Origin of the sequence: Pseudanabaena sp. CCNP1317 (assembly GCF_034931345.1) — a bacterium.
Lineage (GTDB): Bacteria > Cyanobacteriota > Cyanobacteriia > Pseudanabaenales > Pseudanabaenaceae > Pseudanabaena > Pseudanabaena galeata.
In genome coordinates, this window is the sequence record NZ_JAYGIF010000019.1 from 1 (window position 1) to 15,719 (window position 15,719).

Sequence of the window (15,719 nt, forward strand, 5' to 3'; positions counted from 1 at the left end):
GCTCAAGCATCACTTCTGTCCTTTTTGTGGTTCTCCCTATAAGTCTAAACTGATTTCTCAAAGCTCGTCTGGGTAACGCTTTTAAGCCTATCTTGCAGGTTTTTACACGTATCCTGTAGCTACCCCAATAACAGACATCAAAAAGACAGGTTACATCCTGACTGAATAGATAGATTTGACAAAAAAGTAAAACCTTCACAAGGAAGATTTTACTTTTTGTAGAGATTGCCGATTAAGCAACAAGTTGCCTGTATCTTGCTTTCACGTTAGGTTTGATGCCTACGGGAATCGGGATACGTGCTGGGAATACTCGCAGACGCTCTTCTGCAAATACTCGGAACTTGGCGGTGTGATGTCTACCGCTATTGTTGACTGTCAGGTATACTCGCTCATCCAGAATTGCTTCAATAGTCGCATCTGGTAATTCTGGGCGTGGATACATTGGAAATATATCCTCATGTTCTTGCAAGAATAATTCCACAATCTCAACAAAGTGTTGTTTGGTCTGTTCAATGTCAAGACTAGTGATTAAGTCTGTGCCACACCATTGGGCGAATACTTTCTGCTCGATGCTAACTGAATATTTCTTAGCTCGAGCTACCCATTCTGTACCTTGATTGGTGGTTCGAGTAGATAGCAAACCTTGATAGCCTTTGTGAGTATAAATCATAGTTAATTTCTATTTTTCTTAGCTGGGCAAGAGCCTTGAGCGATAGCGACTAAAAAAAGCAGAGAGCAATATTGCTCTCTGTTTGTTCAACTAGAAGACATCATAGAAAGCTTACTTTTCCCGTTATCTTGCTGTTTCAGCATAACCGTCAATATTCTTACCGCCACAAGCCTTATTCCAGCGTTGTATATTGTTATTAAGCAATACTTATTGCAAATATACTTAGCCATGAAACTCTTGCCTAGAGAGCATTTCAGAGATGACGTGAAAAGTAAGCTAAATATTCGGCTCCTTTGTCGATCAATGCTTGCTGCGTGGCGATCATGGTGGCTGTGTTCATGTTTTTGGTTCTTGGCAATTAGCTTTTAGCTTTTAGCTTTTGGCTTTTGGTGTTTTAGGAGTTGTGGTTTGATGCTGAGATCTAGCTAATCGCTAATGGCTAATAGCTAATCGCTTTCTCCTTCTACGTTGGATATGGGTGATTTTTGGATGCTTTTCTTCAACATGCTGCTGTTCTGGTTGGACAGCGATCGCTAGTCGCAATCGTCCGCACAGGATGCTTTTGTATCTTTTGGTGGTCATATTTGACTCCATAACAAATTAGCCTCCTGATTTACATCGAGAGGCTTTTGGATGTTGCATATTAGGATTGGATTTAGTCTGGCTTATCTACGACAAATTCTGCTTGCAGTCTGTTTTTGTTGACTTCATAGGCTTGTTTAGCGGTCAGGAATGGATGTGCGATCACATAGGAGCTAAATCCGCCATCGGTGCGGATAAAGCAAACTACAACTTGATTTTCGGGCTTGTAGTCTCGAATCTGTCTCTTCTCTTCCTTTTGGAATGGGTTGGGATATCCCGATTCTTTGGCAATGCGCTCTGCTGTGGCTTGGCTTAGATAGCAGCCATAGCTTTCGGAGTTCAGCCATTTTTGATAGGGGCTGATGCCGATTTGCGATTCTTTGGATTTGCTGACATCGATGATGATCGCTCCTCTTCCTTCGCTTTCATAGCCGTGCCATGCTACTGCTAGCAGTAGTTCAAGGTTTACACGAATGAATTCCACATGGCTTTGCCGCGATTCGCTGCCACTGGGTAAGTCAGATGCATTATATTTCCACACCATTATTTTTTTCTACTCCTTATATTCGTCACGAAACTCCTGCTAAGGACTTTTGACAGACCTTTGTGCTAGAGAATTAGCTTACCCATACTCTTGTAGTAGAATGGGCAAGCTTAGTTCAACTGCAATGGTTTATATCTTTAAATTTTTCAGAGCAGTCTTGTATTTTTCCACTTTCTAGCATTTGCTGAATTGTTCCAGCTTTTGAAGGCAAGAAAGCCACTGCATCTCGATCGCATTCGAGAATTTTGCAACCATAATGGTCTTTGAGCCTAGATGCTATCTTTTTTGTTGATAACTTGAAACTCACTATTACATAATATTTGCTATTTTTATACAGTGACATTTGGCAATTTTCTTTGTTCATTTTTACATCTCAAATCTTCACAGACTTTTAGCGATAGCGCATTTTTCTGAAAGCCTTCAAAATTATGATGCGAACTCGGAAGAATTTGGATAAGCTAAGATTGAGTTACAGCTTTGCTTCATTTTCTTAAGTGCCTGAAAAGTTTTTTAGCCTGTAGTCTACTCAAATATTGATGCCTCATTATGACCGATCGCCATACGATTGAACTACCAAATTTACAATTGTCATATCTATCTTGGGGACAGGGGAAAGAGCCTGTCCTATGTTTACATGGCATGGCGGACTGTGGTTTAGTTTGGTCACATTTTGGGCAGTTTGTTACGTCTCAAAGCGATCGCTATTGTGTTGTCGCTCCCGATCTACGTGGACATGGAGAAAGTACCAAACCTACTGATAATTACTCCTTTGAGAGCATTATTGATGACTTAGAAGGCTTAATGCTATCTCTAGGATGGCAAAGTGCTCATATTATTGCTCATTCATGGAGTGCCAAAACTGTTTCCCTTTGGGCACAACAATCACCACAACGTTTTCGTAGTTTAATTTTTGTCGATCCCTTTTTCATGGGACGTTTCCCTTGGTGGGTAAGACTTACTTTTCCTCTTTTCTATCGCGTCTTACCTTTCTTAAAAATTGTGGGCACATTCCCTACCTACGCCGAAGCCGAGAAAATTGCTCGAACTCTTAAGCAATATCGTGATTGGACTCCATTCCAAGAAGCTGTCTTTCAGGCTACGATTGCCGAGCAACCAGATGGTTCTTGGCGCAGTAAGTTTCCCGTCCAAGCACGAAATCTTATTTTTGAAGCAATTTTAGGAATCGACGGGCTAAACCAATCCATCACTGTACCAACTCTTTTTGTCCAACCAAAGCAAGGGCTAAACCAATCTGAATGGCAGCTTAAACCCTATAAAATCTACTGCTCAAATCTCCAAATCTGTAAAGTGGATGGAAACCATTGGGCTTTTTTAGTCGCTCCAGAATCTTTTGATGAGGTGATTCTCCAATTTCTATCTAACATTCAGCGTGAGTTAGGAGATTGCTCAAAATCAGGATGAATTTACCTCAATGCCCAACTTGTCAAATTTATCGCAATGGTTGCTCAGTACATCCTCAAGGTGTTATTGGAGATGATTGTCTTGATTTCCGACTGAGGTATGAAGTAGAAAAAGTCAAACTAAAGCTGACATGTATAGAAAAGCAGGTTTTTCTATACATGTTTTCATAATATGTATAGAAAAACCTGCTTTTCTATACATATTATGAAAACTTACTTTCCATGCACATTACTCAATAAGTTAAACAGCGCAATGTTAATGTAGTAGTTATCCCGTCCTAGTTTTTGCCTACTCATCAATCCTATTCTGGTCATTTCGTTTAAGTATCTTGTTGCAGTGAGGCGCGTTACCTGTAAACTTTGGACGACAAATTCTACTTTGCTGTAGGGATGACTAAAAATAATGTTGAGCAAATCTTGACTATAGATTTTGGGTAGTTCTCCTCTTAATTTTATTTTGTATTGCTGCATCAAATCCCTAATGCTGTGAATTAGCACTATGGTTTGTCGAGAAGTCTGCTCAATCCCTTCTAGCATGAATATTAGCCAGTCTTCCCAATTTCCTTCAGTGCGAACCTCTTGTAATAAACGATAATATTCAGTTTTAGATTGGTTGATATAGCGTGAAAGATACAGGACTGGACTACCGAGTAAGCCTTGCTTGACCAGATATAAGATGTTGATGATTCTTCCTGTTCTGCCATTGCCATCATAAAACGGATGTATGCTTTCAAATTGATGATGGATTACTGCCATTTTGATGAGTTCGTCCCAGTCACAGAGAGTATCATCATTTATAAATTTTTCGAGATTACTCATCAACGCTACTATTTCGTCATAGTGCTGAGGTGGTGTATAAACTGTCTCTCCTGTCTGATCGTTCTTCAATGCAGTGCCAGATAGTTTGCGGTAGCCAGCACGATTTTCTTCTATACAAGCGTGTATTTTGAGAATGTCGTTGTTCGTCAATAGTCCTGTCTGTTTAACTTGGATAAATCCATTCCGTAAGGCTGTGGCATAGTTATATACCTCCTTTGCAGCGAGACTAACAAACTGCTCGGCAAGACTATCGCTTCGATACAAATCATCATGGGTTGTGATGATATTTTCAATTGCTGAGCTATCTTTCGCTTCTTGTAAAGATAGAGTATTAATCAAGATGCTTTGGTTAGGAATACTTGCGGCAACTCCTTTTAACTCGGCAAGTGCTTGATGTGCTTTTGCCAGTTTTTTTAAGACTGCTTTGCTTTCAATATCGATATCTAAAGGCAAAGTTGGTAATGCGTTGTCCATTAATAGAATGGTTCTTGTTCTGAGGATTATCTAGTAAAGTCATAGCACAGGAGTAAGCATCCGCCAAGCAAATACTTACTCCAATACTTAATTAATTTAGAACAATGTCAATTGTTCTCTTTGCTCATTTACATTCTTTTGTGGAATCATAAGCTGTTTACCTACTACTGTAAAGTCAGACATTGACTTGAATACAATCGACTCTGGTAGTTTCATGCTACTCACGGTTAGATCGAGATCTCCCACAAGCTGCACGATTTGTTCAAGCCAGTTTTCCGAGTCTTGGGCTACCCAATCCTCGAACTTTCTCTGACTCAATGCTTCCACGATCGCTGTTGATGGTGGTTCTAGTGAAGCCGCACTAGAGTTTCTGTCCCAGAAGATTTCTCTTGATTCTTCTGGTTCTTCCGCATCTAATCCATGGTCTAATTCATTTTCATCAACAGGAGCTTCATGGGCGATCGCATCAAACATCTCCTTCAAGAATCCTAGCCGATTTGATTTCTGCTCGTATTCCTGTGCTTGCTCAAAGGGCTGACTAACCCGATTTTGGAGAATTGGCAGTTCTTGTCTATCTCGTTCGAGAGTTTCTTGGGCTGTGGTTAGCTTGGCGGCGATCGCATTTCTCACCACATGCAAGAGCGAACTATAGGGCTGCTGGCACTCTGCATTAAATTCATAGCCTGAATTGATGCTCATACCAATATACCCATTCACCTCTGAGCCAAATCTGCTCAGAAATACACTCAGTCTTGCAAATTGTCCAATTTGGATTTGGGTCAATCGATAGCTTTCCTTCAACCTTTGCACTTGTTCGGTAATGTGATGATCGATGAGTACGGCTTTATCTAGCATCACTCCGCGATCGCTGATGAATTGTTTCAAATTAGCTTGGGCAACAGTAGCTAGATCGGCTTGAATGCGCTGAATTTGGGCGGGATAGTTGGTATTAATCCATTCAGCCTTTCATGACAGTGATTTCTTAATCAATTACCTTGAGATAGGAGAGCAGTGACATCGTTAACCGCTAACAATGCTTTCTCTTGAATATCTTGTAAGATAGGATCTGTCGAAATACAAGATTGTAGCGAAGCAATTGACATTGCATAAAAGACATCATTTGCTATATTGATAGATTTTTTATTGCAGATTCTTTTAAATTCATGAGTTACAAAACATAAAACCGCACTGAAAAAGAAATGTCCTCTTATGTGAGAACGTGGTTTGAAGTCTTTGAGAAGTTCGGCTAATTCATCAAATTCTTGGATGTCTAAATTAAGCGTTTTAATAAAATCAGTTATTTTTCTAGAATCAAACTTTGGAGTATCATTTCTAGTTAAGAAAGGAAAACAATATTCTTTTACACATGGTTGACCAATATTATTTTTTTCAATCAAAAAATCAGCAATCATTAATGGATAAGTAACTGAATCAAATTCTTCTAACCAAGAATTTATACCATGAGATTCGTATTCAATATCGTGAGACAAATTTCGGATAATTGACGTAATATTAAGTGTAAATAGCATTAGATTCTCTATGCTATGGCATTTAGTTTCTACAATTCTTGGATGATTATATAAGCGGTTTAACAGCAATCTATAATCACTATCTATAGCTACGACAAATTTAGCTCTATCATCCCGCATTTCATGGATGTATTTTTGAACTTCTAAGCGACCACCTACTGGTTTAAGTTTTCTTTTATAACCATTCAATTCACTTGGAAAGAAATTACTCCAGAATGGGCAATCACTTGAACCTTCTACGATTACAAGATAGAATCCACTATAAAACAGATGACTATTCAAAGTCTGAGCATGAATCACCCTCAACACCGTCGGGATGGATGGCACAGACTAGGTAGTTGCTGTGGACATTGTTGATGCAGCGATCGCAGTCGGGTATTTTGGGCATTGGTTTTTTATAGATATAGCGATCGCATAATGTTCAAGTGGGATTTTGACAAGACTTACTGAGATGTTAGCTTTTAAGAGTCATGGTATAGATTGCTAAAAACCCAGTCCAACAAATAACCATGATGAAAAGCACAACCTAGCTCTTGTTTGCCGACAGTGGGTAAATGTCCTTTTGGAGCATTGATTGCATAGGATGTCTCACGGTCAAAACGCCATTCTTCAGCACCAGCACTCAGCCAACCAAGCACAATAGCTAGCGCAGATATTGCAGTCCATCTTCCGTTTATGGGATATTTTTCTCTAACTACTGTCTTCCCTAACTCTTTTGTCTCAGCAAGAATATCTTGGTAGATTTGCCATTGGACGCTAAAGCCAAAATGACCATTGCTATGCTCGACCCAAAGGCGATCGATTTCTTCTAGTTCTTCCGTTGAAAAAGCTTTGATTTTTGGAATAAGTGCTTTCCTTACGGATAAACCAGAATCGATTTCGAGATCTTCAGAGTTAATTTGAAAAGTTAATCGTTTCGTTTCTAAATCTGCTTCTTGCCAGTTTTGGGCAACTAGAAGATCTTGCAGCGTTTGATGGTGAGAGTAAAGCATAGATGGGATTTTCAGGATTTTGCAAATGTTTATATCCTATGGCGATCGCAGTCGGTTTTTTGGGGACTTGTTCTATGGGAAAGCAGCCATTAATTATGATGTCACGCTATCCGTTACAAAGTGAGATCGCATCTTGTAACACATGGCGATCCATACCTAAATCACCTTATTCAATCTGTGCAGTAACCATTTGACTTGAGATAAGAATCATCATTAATCTGAGCATAATGGGTTTATTAATCAAAAGACTTATTTCAAATGACATAAATATTAAGCTCATCGTGAAAAAGGCTTGCGAAACAAATGGCACAATGTTAAGTTTCATTACACACAATAGAACTTAAACAAAAAAACTGCTATGTCTCCTATTTTTTCTCCTAACTTTAACAACTTTGAAAATATTAGCCAATCTCAAGCTTGGTCTCTATTTTTTGCGTTTGGAAGAAATTCTAGCCTTTTAGGTTCAGGACGCTCTAATGGTCGCCTTTTCACTTTAGCTCTGACAGCAACAGTGGTTGCATCAGTTGTGGAAGTATTAATTTTATCTATCTAGCCCAAGCTTCAACTAATCGAAAGATGGCAAAAAAGAAATGATTTTAAAATTTATTGTTGCATTACTTACCGCCAAGACTTCTCGCAAAAAAAGAGCATTTCCAAAAGAGAAAATCAGAATATCTAATGCGCTGCGGTTTTTATAAATAGCGTTCTATTGTCCTTTTCCGATATGGCGATCTGTAAAAATGTAGCGATAAAATTTCGTCTTATTTTGCGAAACATCCGATCGCCCCAAAATTTGCGATCAGTACTTTCAGCCCAATCGTCAAGCAGACTTTGCACTAAAGTTTAATTCTCACATCATAGTAAGAAGCACCCTAGACATTATCTAGGGTGCTTCTTAGTGTATGCACTGGGGCATTGTGAAGAGAGCGATCGCAGTCGGGTAGTTTTGGTATTACTTGAATGGGTAGGCGATCGCATTGGTTCTAGCGAAACATTCGGTTCTAGGGGAAAATAGTCAGTGATTTATTTTCCATTTGTCGTTAATTGCTATCACCATTTTAGGGATTTGCTTTCTTGAAATCTTTTTTTCTCAAAATTTATCATCTAGTACGATTTTGGCTATAGCTTTATGTATATCAAATATATTGAAAACACGACAATTGTTACTGCTCGAAATTTGCTACTTACATTCTTAGATCTGCGAGGATTTGTGAATGATACAAATAATTGGAATGAGAAATTACTTTATCGGAATCCATCAGGCTACTTCAGATTTCAACAGTTGGTTGCAATGTTTAACGCCTTTGACATCGAATGGAATCCAGAGGCATTTATCAATGGGAAATTTATAAAATACGACGATCCGAGATATACCTCATTATTAGGTAAATTTCACATTTCAATGTTGGAAATGCTACCAGTGGACATGAGAAGAAGCATAAATTACGGTCATGGGTTTGGCGTTCACAGCAATCAATTAAACGAGTGTTTTAGCATCCTCTTCAAGTATCGAGAGCATGTTGAGAGGATATTAACATTTTCAAACGGTGTACTCGCTACAAGCGGTCTTTACTTTTTTGCTCATGGGAAAGCAGATGAGTTGAATCGGATCGTCAGAGAGAATATTGACATAATTGATGACATCCTTATTGCTATCATCTGCCCAGAGGGAAAACAATTTTCGATGGTACAGATGGTAAATGACTATGGCTATCCAGATGTAGATCTCCGTAAGATTGATTTAGAAGATTTGTAAATAAACCTAAATCCTTTGGATGTAACTAGAAATTGCAAAAATTTCACGCCAAGCGATCGCAGTTTGTAACACCACCCGATCCAATAATGGCAGTATGGTCATTGCAACCAGAATAAGGCTTTACCCATGACTGCAAAAGAAATCATCGATCTCCTCTCGACCCTATCCAAAGATTTACTATTCCCCAGTGAATCCGAATAACCGTTTACTTGGAAATCTGCAACCCTCACACCTGAAACTATCCTTGAGCGATCGCAAAAACCTGCGGACACAGCTATTGAAGAAATCCCCCTAGAAGATTTCTTTGCCCCCGTTGTCACCGATGAAGATTGGTTTGAAGATGAAGATCGACAAGTCGCGCAAAGGTTTCGCGATCTTCAAGCAGCGATCGCTACTTTAGAAAATGTCCATGTTTTCAAAGTCGGCAAAATCGAGATCGATGTTTATATTGTTGGTGCGATCGGTCCCGATCTTGTAGGGCTAAAAACTACAGTAGTCGAAACCTAACAGCCTTTCTTTGATTCGATCTGCTTTTGGATGTCGAGCGGCACGTTGCTTAAAAAGTCATAGCCCATTAGTTTCTCAACGTCGCTAACAGTTGTACAGAAATCTGTCCATTTAACGTCAGTTCGACAGAGTAGACAAAAGCAAAAGAAAAGCTGAGACTAGGTTTGACAAACTAAAAGCCTCAGCAATATGAACAGTATCGTATCGCACTTGGATATCATTTGCTCATAGAAACCTACTCAAATCAAAGTCTTCTTGGTCTCCTCTATCTTTTTCATCTAGTAGTAGCAACAAAATCCCGTCTGTATAATCCACACTTCCTTGTAAAGCATTCTGTAGAACTTCAAGTCCTCCATTGGCATATTCTTCAAAGATTTGAACGCGGATATTTCCAGATTCTTCCTCAAGGGCAAGGCTTTTAGGATCTTTGGTATGGGCGATCGCTATTAAATTGATTACAGGCTCATAGCCTCTAGCTAAAAACTGATCTTGAGGAATTGGATCGGGTTCTTTTCTTGATGTTTTGCCAAGAGGAATCTTTTTTCCTCGTTTAGCTCCAAGCACAGCCGCAAAAGTCATCACGTCAGCATAGGTCTGAAATGGTGCAGTGGGGTTTTCGGCTGATCTTAAAGACCGTACTAATTCAGCTTTGTCTTCAGCAATATAAACTCTACGAATGCTCATTATTTGCCCCAAACTCCGCCTTATCATTCGCGATCTTTACCCTTGCATCAGCCATTCTTACTTATTCCTTAATACCCAATCTAAAAACATCATACACACAACCAGCCGCCTCATTAACTTCAGTCACCATCAAACCAGCCATCATCAACAAGCGATCGCCTTTTACAGTGCGTTATAATCTTTATATATTTTACCTGAATATATTATTTCTTAAAATCAATTTAAATGAGCAGCATTAACTCTGAAAATTTTAAATTTAATCTATCTACGCTCAGTATTGCGAACTTAAATGATGAGGACAAAGAAGATCGTGCATATTGGCTTCTGAAAAGTCCAAAAGAGCGATTAATTGCCCTAGAATATCTACGTCAAGTATTGTATGGCTATGATCCAAATACCTTCAGACTTCAAAGAATTTTTGAGATTGCTAAACTTCCATCAAGTTGATAGTCATAGGTTACTCTGCCCTTCTAGAAACTCAGCAAAACCAATTAATTCTCTTCTTGATAGCTCAAAGGCAATAACCAAATCTTTTACTCCATCTCCAATGATTTCGGAATCAAACTCAAAAGCATAGACATGACGAACAACATGGCGAAACTTACGATAGCCATTGAGCATTTCTTTACAAATTTCTGAAATTACCGCAGGGCGAATATTCGATAAATCATTACTCATTTGCATCAACAAAGAATAATGCCATTCATTACCTTCAGGTCTTTCACCATCAATACGAGTGGCAATAATTTCAAAAAGCCTTTCTAGTCCACCATAAAAGCCATGCAAACTTAATGCCACACTATCAAGATACAAATCATCATTAGTTTGTAGGAACTTTTGCCAACCTGCGATCGCTCTCTCCACAAGCATTTCTATTTCAACCAAATCATTCCTAATTCGCTCAGCGATATCTATTAGAGAACTTTTCAAATTGCTAAACCCTCTCTATTAATGCGTTCTGCGATAGCTTGACGACAGCGATCAAGATTCACTAGATCAACCTTAAAATCACGGGCAAGAAGTTCTATATCATCCACAGCTTGATAAAACTGTTTAAAAGTTAATCCACTAATCGCCAAATCAATATCTGAGTACCTTGTAAAACGCTCTTTATTTGTTAATGAGCCAAAAACAATTATTTGCTTTGTCCTATAGCGATCACGTAATAAGCCTGCTATTTTGTGAACAATTTTCCATGCCTCAGTCCATCTCGCCTCATCCTGTAAGCTATCTAAATTTCTGGATGGGCAATATGCTTGGCGTTCATAGAGCGTTAGTTCAAGAGCAGTTTTTGTCATAGTTGATAATTTCAAAAAATTTGGAGCTTATACTGCATCTATAACTAGACAGCTAACTTGTACATCATTTTATAACAAATTTCATTTATCGTTAAAAAGCGATCGCATACAAACTAATCACATCATAAACAACCGAATTATTTCGCCCATGCAGAGAACCATTAGCCGCCATCTCAATCCTCATAGTATCGTGATCATAATAAAACCTAGCCATTTCTTCATGAGCAGGATCGTCTGCAAGCGCTAAAAACTCGTCCCACGTTGCCTTAACCCAGCGATCGCTGACAATTTCTGCTTTAGGATTCGTAACTGTATTAACCATGATTCACCTCCAAGACTTCAGTATATTCATAATCATAGGCACTCTTTCGCACTAACGGATAGCTCTTGCCATAGAGAACGATGTCATCGGTTTGAGTGTCAGGTTTATTAGAGTTGAATACAAACACATATTCTTTACCAATGCGGGAAGTCATCTCTTCTTCAACTTCCACACGCCATTGGGTTTTAGAAACCATCACTAAAAGCTGATTTGCTAACTGAGGAATCAATCTTGCCACCTGCCGACGGTAAATTTCATCCAGACTTCCAAAGGGCGAATCCATCACCATTGGGAAAGTGCTGCTATCAGGTCCCATGACTAGACCAGACTTGCTCCATTCCCTTACGCGATCGATAATGCTACCGATAAAAGACAAACTGAGAATCTGATTCTCACCCGTAGAAGCCCCCGATTGAACCTCTTGACCAGCCACAGTTTCTACTAAGCTCAATTCATACTTTTCACTTAGTCTTGGTGTTTGCGCTTTGAACGAGATCTGGCTAAAGATTTCACAGATCCGAGTTTCCAATTGCTTACGAAATAGCTCATTACGGTTAGTCTTTAACTCGCTCAGGAGATCGATCGCCTGTTGGGCTGCATCAATGCGTTTCTGGGCAAGCTTTTGCTTACCTTCATTTTGCTTACTACTCTTAATTTGCTTCTGAAGATTTTCAATTTGCCCTTGATAATCAGTCCATTTCTGGAGCTTCTTACCCTTCTCTAAGGTTAAATCCTCAACCTTGCGATCAATCTCATCAAGGCGAGTTTGCATTTGCCGAATATCCTCAACAGGACTCTTGCGTAACTGTTCGCTAATTGACTCTAGCTCTAATTCAAGGCGAGAGATGGCTGTCTTGAGTTGATTGATATTAGATTGCTTAGTATCAATACCCTGCCAAAAATCCGTAGCCTGTTTCTCCACCTCATCGACAAAACCTTCCAGTTTCAGAGTGGCCGTTTCCACATCTGCTAAACCTGCTTTCTCTAGCCAAGACCTGACCTGCTCATAGTTAGGAGAACCATCATGCAAGGCTGCACCACAGATGCATTTACGCCGTTCTAATAGGTCTAGCACAAAGGTCTGTTTAATATCCGCAGGTAGTTCGCCGCGTTCATGCAGACCACTAACCATTTCTCGAAAATCTGCGATCGCACCCGTCAGAAAGACACTATAGCCCTTGGTAGAAATATCTACCTTCAGTTGGTTCTTTAAACCGCGCAAGTTACTACGATTTTCACGTTCTTGTTGCTCAAGAGCCTCACGCCGCTTTTGGATTTCATCAATACCACCCAATTCTGTCAAGCGTTGATTGCAAGATGCTTTCAGTTGATTTTGCGCGTCTAGTTCCTGTTCGATTTCCTTAATTCTTACTTCGCAATCGGCACTATCATTCTCCAGCTTTTGCTTTTGCGAAATCAAGGTTTTAGTTTGGGCATCACCGATGCTTTGAAGTTCATCCTCAAGGGACTTTCTCGCTTCCTTAAGATGTTTAATCGCATTGTCCAAAACCTGTACCCCTAAAAGCTTTTTGGTTGCTTCCGCAATCTCATTGCGATTGTCCGATCGCACAATTTGCTCGATTCGCTCACCATCAAAGAAGAAGTACTGATGCAAACTCTTCGGTAAAATGCCATTAATTACGGCTTCAGGATGATTTTGAGTCACCCAACGTCCATCATCTCCTGCCACTTGCAAAAACAACTCACTTTTGTTGTACTGAATATTTTTCTCGCCATTATTAGCAAGCTGATAGGCGCGAGTTAACCGCCGCACCCGATAGCGCTTAGCATCATGCTCAAATAAAACTTCAGCCCAGCATTCTACTGGCTGATTTAATTGTGATTCTGCGATCGCCTGACGGTTGACAAGCTGTTCAGAATCGCCAAAGGCTGAGGTGAATTTTTCGTATAGCACCCATGTAAAAGCATTGAGCAGCGAGGTTTTACCCGAGCCATTATTGCCATGCATGATCGTAATATTGCGATCGTCCAGTCTGGCTAAAACGATTTCAGGCGTTTGCTGATAAAAACAACGAAAATTAAAAAGCTTGATCGAGATTAGCTTCATTGCACAGCTTCCTTAACAATTTTGAGAATATCTTCATTAATCCGCCCCAATTCATTTTTGTCGAGCCGATCCTTTTCGATCTTTAAGACATTACGAATAATTTGTTGAACTTCAGGCGGAGCTTTTTCAATTGGCTCATGAAGACTACTTAGACTTTGAACTTTACTCATTGCAAACTACTCATACGTTTATCGATTTTATCTCAGAAACCATTTAAGAATTGCTTAGATCCCCCCCAGCCCCCCTTAAAAAGGGGGGAGAATAAATTAAATTATCTTCTTCCCCCTTTTTAAGGGGAATTGAGGGGGATCTCTTAGAGCTTTTGACCGCAGAAAGTAATTCTTATAGCAATGTAAGTTTTGCTTAGGACATAAAACCAAAAAGATGAGTGGCGGCGCGAAGCGCCGCCACTCATCTTTTTGGTTTTGATTTGTCCTATCTATCTCTTACATTGCTATAAATGATTCCTTAGACAAAGCCTAAATCTTCATGAATCTGTAGGTTGTCTGACAAATAGGACTTGTACAAAAGAACGCATCGTAAGGGCAATTCATGAATTGCCCTTACGATGCAAATACTATAAATCCATTAATCCATAACGTTGTTGTAAATCCAATAGCTTTAGTCTTGCCTCACCACCGTTATCTGCTAAATTCGCAAACTCAACAAAGCGCTGCAATTCCTTTTTGAGTAGATTGCGTTCAACGTCAATTGTCTCTCTCCCCAAATCAGGCGGTAACACAATCATGTCAAACAAAGTTGCCCGTTTTTTATGAGATTGCGATTCCTTACAGGATGCATACTGCCGCAAAATCCTCCCTCGACGCTGAATAAATTGACGCGGATTGCTGCTACTTGCCAACATAATCGCAGTTTGAATTGCAGGAATATCCACACCTTCATCTAAGCAACGAATTGCCACCAGTCCCTGTAATTCTCCAGATTCAAATAAAAGTCGTAAATTCTCGCGGTCTTCTAAAGATGTCTCAGCAGTATATGTGTTAACCCGATATCCCAATTCTGAACCTAACAACTGCGCCACCGCATCCAACTGCCTCGTACTTTCTTCAGTAACTTGATCCTCAACCGAGCCGTCACCACAATAAATCAATGTATGTGATGTATCCAAACGTTGCTGCATCAGTTCTCGCAAAGCCACCAACTTATTCGCCGCCGAACCCAATAGCCTAGCCCTTTGCATCAATAAAGCCGCTACCATCTCGTTATCATCACGATCGCCATCAAAAGCGATCGCCCTGCCAATCTTCTTAGTTAAATCAGCATATTTCTCAGTCTCGGATTCCGTTAGCTCTACCAAAATCGGATAGTAAAGATAATGCACCAAGGCTCCTGCCCTAATTGCATCCGCTAACGTAAATTCTGGCTGAATCACCGATCCAAAATAATCAAATATAGCCTCCGTTCCTTGGTCATCAAAATATCGCTCTGGAGTTGCTGATAGAGCTAGTCTTAAACCAACATTGCGCGGCAAACTCTCAACCAAACGTCTTGACCCTAAATTATGAGCCTCATCACCCACGATTAGAGTTTTCTCAGGCAAATAGCGCAACTGTGACTGTAATCCCTGACCGATCAGCGTTGCATTGGTGGTAATAATCGTCAGAAATTTTTGATTACCCGATCGCACGTTATAAAGTTGGGTAGATAGACGATCTTGCCAATTATGAACACTTTCAAAAGCCAAGATTGGCTCTAGTCCAAATTTCTGACATTCCCTTGACCATTGAATTACCAGATGTCGATAGGGACAAACAATCAGTAAAACCTGCAACCCAATCTTTTGATAAAGTTCCGTCGCGATCGCCAATGCAGTAATCGTTTTACCGCTACCCGTCGCCATTTTCAATGTGCCACGTCCATTATTCTTAAACCAATTAGCGATCGCCTGTTTCTGATAGTCTCGCAATTCCAAATTAGCAGGCAATATCGGAATACCGTGATTTGGAGTTGTCCTGATCGCAATGTAATCTGGCTTAGGCTCGGTCATGACGGTAGTTCTCTTAGTAAACTCATCAATGGGGAACTGGTCAGG

General features: G+C 39.9%; 19 protein-coding genes and 1 pseudogene. 5 read left to right on the top strand and 15 right to left on the bottom strand.

Features of this window, described 5'->3' with window-relative positions:
• Window positions 1-232: 232 nt before the first annotated feature.
• The 4 genes from VB775_RS08120 to VB775_RS08135 form a co-directional block, all read right to left on the bottom strand.
• Window positions 233-670 carry a hypothetical protein gene (locus VB775_RS08120; protein WP_281009545.1) on the bottom strand — a complete coding sequence of 146 codons (438 nt, stop codon included), beginning with the start codon at window positions 668-670 and terminating at the stop codon, window positions 233-235.
• A gap of 432 nt (window positions 671-1,102) precedes the next feature.
• Window positions 1,103-1,252: a hypothetical protein gene (locus tag VB775_RS08125; protein ID WP_281009546.1), complete on the bottom strand. Its 150-nt coding sequence runs from the start codon at window positions 1,250-1,252 to the stop codon at window positions 1,103-1,105.
• Between the two features lie 73 nt (window positions 1,253-1,325).
• The gene (locus VB775_RS08130; protein WP_281009547.1) at window positions 1,326-1,796 is read right to left on the bottom strand and encodes a hypothetical protein; all 471 of its coding nucleotides are present in this window, start codon (window positions 1,794-1,796) and stop codon (window positions 1,326-1,328) included.
• 115 nt (window positions 1,797-1,911) lie between these two features.
• Window positions 1,912-2,160: a hypothetical protein gene (locus VB775_RS08135; protein WP_281009548.1), complete on the bottom strand. Its 249-nt coding sequence runs from the start codon at window positions 2,158-2,160 to the stop codon at window positions 1,912-1,914.
• Window positions 2,161-2,342: 182 nt separating this feature from the next.
• Between VB775_RS08135 and VB775_RS08140 the strand changes: the two genes are divergently transcribed.
• Window positions 2,343-3,218 (top strand): alpha/beta fold hydrolase, encoded by an 876-nt coding sequence (locus VB775_RS08140; protein ID WP_281009549.1) that lies wholly within the window; start codon window positions 2,343-2,345, stop codon window positions 3,216-3,218.
• A gap of 212 nt (window positions 3,219-3,430) precedes the next feature.
• Here the strand turns inward: VB775_RS08140 and VB775_RS08145 are convergent, their stop codons facing one another.
• The 4 genes from VB775_RS08145 to VB775_RS08160 form a co-directional block, all read right to left on the bottom strand.
• Window positions 3,431-4,510 carry a Fic family protein gene (locus VB775_RS08145; RefSeq protein WP_281009550.1) on the bottom strand — a complete coding sequence of 360 codons (1,080 nt, stop codon included), beginning with the start codon at window positions 4,508-4,510 and terminating at the stop codon, window positions 3,431-3,433.
• 96 nt (window positions 4,511-4,606) lie between these two features.
• On the bottom strand, window positions 4,607-5,395 hold the full coding sequence (locus VB775_RS08150) for a hypothetical protein (protein ID WP_281009551.1): 789 nt from the start codon (window positions 5,393-5,395) through the stop codon (window positions 4,607-4,609).
• A gap of 101 nt (window positions 5,396-5,496) precedes the next feature.
• On the bottom strand, window positions 5,497-6,321 hold the full coding sequence (locus tag VB775_RS08155) for a DUF4435 domain-containing protein (RefSeq protein ID WP_323216724.1): 825 nt from the start codon (window positions 6,319-6,321) through the stop codon (window positions 5,497-5,499).
• Between the two features lie 179 nt (window positions 6,322-6,500).
• On the bottom strand, window positions 6,501-7,031 hold the full coding sequence (locus tag VB775_RS08160; protein ID WP_281009553.1) for a GUN4 domain-containing protein: 531 nt from the start codon (window positions 7,029-7,031) through the stop codon (window positions 6,501-6,503).
• Window positions 7,032-7,389: 358 nt separating this feature from the next.
• Here VB775_RS08160 and VB775_RS08165 point away from each other — a divergent pair, with 358 nt between their 5' ends.
• The 3 genes and pseudogenes from VB775_RS08165 to VB775_RS26400 form a co-directional block, all read left to right on the top strand.
• Window positions 7,390-7,584 (top strand): hypothetical protein, encoded by a 195-nt coding sequence (locus tag VB775_RS08165; RefSeq protein ID WP_281009554.1) that lies wholly within the window; start codon window positions 7,390-7,392, stop codon window positions 7,582-7,584.
• A 576-nt stretch (window positions 7,585-8,160) separates the two neighbouring features.
• Window positions 8,161-8,787, top strand: coding sequence for a hypothetical protein (locus tag VB775_RS08170; RefSeq protein WP_323216725.1), 627 nt, complete (start codon window positions 8,161-8,163; stop codon window positions 8,785-8,787).
• Between the two features lie 216 nt (window positions 8,788-9,003).
• Window positions 9,004-9,294: pseudogene (locus tag VB775_RS26400) on the top strand (nuclease A inhibitor family protein); the annotation flags it as partial.
• Between the two features lie 225 nt (window positions 9,295-9,519).
• Here the strand turns inward: VB775_RS26400 and VB775_RS08175 are convergent.
• Window positions 9,520-9,978: a DNA phosphorothioation-associated protein 4 gene (locus tag VB775_RS08175; RefSeq protein WP_281009556.1), complete on the bottom strand. Its 459-nt coding sequence runs from the start codon at window positions 9,976-9,978 to the stop codon at window positions 9,520-9,522.
• A gap of 225 nt (window positions 9,979-10,203) precedes the next feature.
• On the opposite strand from VB775_RS08175, the gene VB775_RS08180 reads away from it, so the two are divergent.
• On the top strand, window positions 10,204-10,425 hold the full coding sequence (locus tag VB775_RS08180) for a hypothetical protein (RefSeq protein ID WP_281009557.1): 222 nt from the start codon (window positions 10,204-10,206) through the stop codon (window positions 10,423-10,425).
• A 3-nt stretch (window positions 10,426-10,428) separates the two neighbouring features.
• Here the strand turns inward: VB775_RS08180 and VB775_RS08185 are convergent, their stop codons facing one another.
• The 6 genes from VB775_RS08185 to VB775_RS08210 all read right to left on the bottom strand — a co-directional run bounded on the left by VB775_RS08185 (window position 10,429) and on the right by VB775_RS08210 (window position 15,674).
• On the bottom strand, window positions 10,429-10,908 hold the full coding sequence (locus VB775_RS08185) for a hypothetical protein (protein WP_281009558.1): 480 nt from the start codon (window positions 10,906-10,908) through the stop codon (window positions 10,429-10,431).
• Window positions 10,905-11,276: a nucleotidyltransferase family protein gene (locus VB775_RS08190; RefSeq protein WP_281009559.1), complete on the bottom strand. Its 372-nt coding sequence runs from the start codon at window positions 11,274-11,276 to the stop codon at window positions 10,905-10,907. Before VB775_RS08190 ends, VB775_RS08185 begins: the two co-directional genes overlap by 4 nt.
• 91 nt (window positions 11,277-11,367) lie before the next feature.
• Window positions 11,368-11,598, bottom strand: a complete 231-nt coding sequence (locus VB775_RS08195; protein WP_281009560.1) for a Uma2 family endonuclease — start codon at window positions 11,596-11,598, stop codon at window positions 11,368-11,370.
• Window positions 11,591-13,666: an AAA family ATPase gene (locus VB775_RS08200; protein WP_281009561.1), complete on the bottom strand. Its 2,076-nt coding sequence runs from the start codon at window positions 13,664-13,666 to the stop codon at window positions 11,591-11,593. The genes VB775_RS08195 and VB775_RS08200 overlap by 8 nt, the downstream gene beginning before the upstream one ends.
• A complete protein-coding gene (locus VB775_RS08205; protein WP_181016079.1) occupies window positions 13,663-13,836 on the bottom strand; it encodes a hypothetical protein in 174 nt (57 codons plus the stop codon). Before VB775_RS08205 ends, VB775_RS08200 begins: the two co-directional genes overlap by 4 nt.
• 407 nt (window positions 13,837-14,243) lie before the next feature.
• Window positions 14,244-15,674 carry a DNA phosphorothioation system restriction enzyme gene (locus VB775_RS08210; RefSeq protein WP_281009632.1) on the bottom strand — a complete coding sequence of 477 codons (1,431 nt, stop codon included), beginning with the start codon at window positions 15,672-15,674 and terminating at the stop codon, window positions 14,244-14,246.
• Between the last annotated feature and the right edge of the window lie 45 nt (window positions 15,675-15,719).

Bases quoted from the DNA above. Each gene is read 5' to 3' on its own strand.
- VB775_RS08160 (WP_281009553.1), bottom strand. From the start codon at position 7,031: ATGCTTTACTCTCACCATCAAACGCTGCAAGATCTTCTAGTTGCCCAA.
- VB775_RS08145 (WP_281009550.1), bottom strand. From the start codon at position 4,510: ATGGACAACGCATTACCAACTTTGCCTTTAGATATCGATATTGAAAGC.
- VB775_RS08205 (WP_181016079.1), bottom strand. From the start codon at position 13,836: ATGAGTAAAGTTCAAAGTCTAAGTAGTCTTCATGAGCCAATTGAAAAA.
- VB775_RS08120 (WP_281009545.1), bottom strand. From the start codon at position 670: ATGATTTATACTCACAAAGGCTATCAAGGTTTGCTATCTACTCGAACC.
- VB775_RS08140 (WP_281009549.1), top strand. From the start codon at position 2,343: ATGACCGATCGCCATACGATTGAACTACCAAATTTACAATTGTCATAT.
- VB775_RS08165 (WP_281009554.1), top strand. From the start codon at position 7,390: ATGTCTCCTATTTTTTCTCCTAACTTTAACAACTTTGAAAATATTAGC.
- VB775_RS08125 (WP_281009546.1), bottom strand. From the start codon at position 1,252: ATGACCACCAAAAGATACAAAAGCATCCTGTGCGGACGATTGCGACTA.
- VB775_RS08210 (WP_281009632.1), bottom strand. From the start codon at position 15,674: ATGACCGAGCCTAAGCCAGATTACATTGCGATCAGGACAACTCCAAAT.
- VB775_RS08170 (WP_323216725.1), top strand. From the start codon at position 8,161: ATGTATATCAAATATATTGAAAACACGACAATTGTTACTGCTCGAAAT.
- VB775_RS08190 (WP_281009559.1), bottom strand. From the start codon at position 11,276: ATGACAAAAACTGCTCTTGAACTAACGCTCTATGAACGCCAAGCATAT.
- VB775_RS08195 (WP_281009560.1), bottom strand. From the start codon at position 11,598: ATGGTTAATACAGTTACGAATCCTAAAGCAGAAATTGTCAGCGATCGC.
- VB775_RS08175 (WP_281009556.1), bottom strand. From the start codon at position 9,978: ATGAGCATTCGTAGAGTTTATATTGCTGAAGACAAAGCTGAATTAGTA.
- VB775_RS08180 (WP_281009557.1), top strand. From the start codon at position 10,204: ATGAGCAGCATTAACTCTGAAAATTTTAAATTTAATCTATCTACGCTC.
- VB775_RS08130 (WP_281009547.1), bottom strand. From the start codon at position 1,796: ATGGTGTGGAAATATAATGCATCTGACTTACCCAGTGGCAGCGAATCG.
- VB775_RS08200 (WP_281009561.1), bottom strand. From the start codon at position 13,666: ATGAAGCTAATCTCGATCAAGCTTTTTAATTTTCGTTGTTTTTATCAG.
- VB775_RS08135 (WP_281009548.1), bottom strand. From the start codon at position 2,160: ATGAACAAAGAAAATTGCCAAATGTCACTGTATAAAAATAGCAAATAT.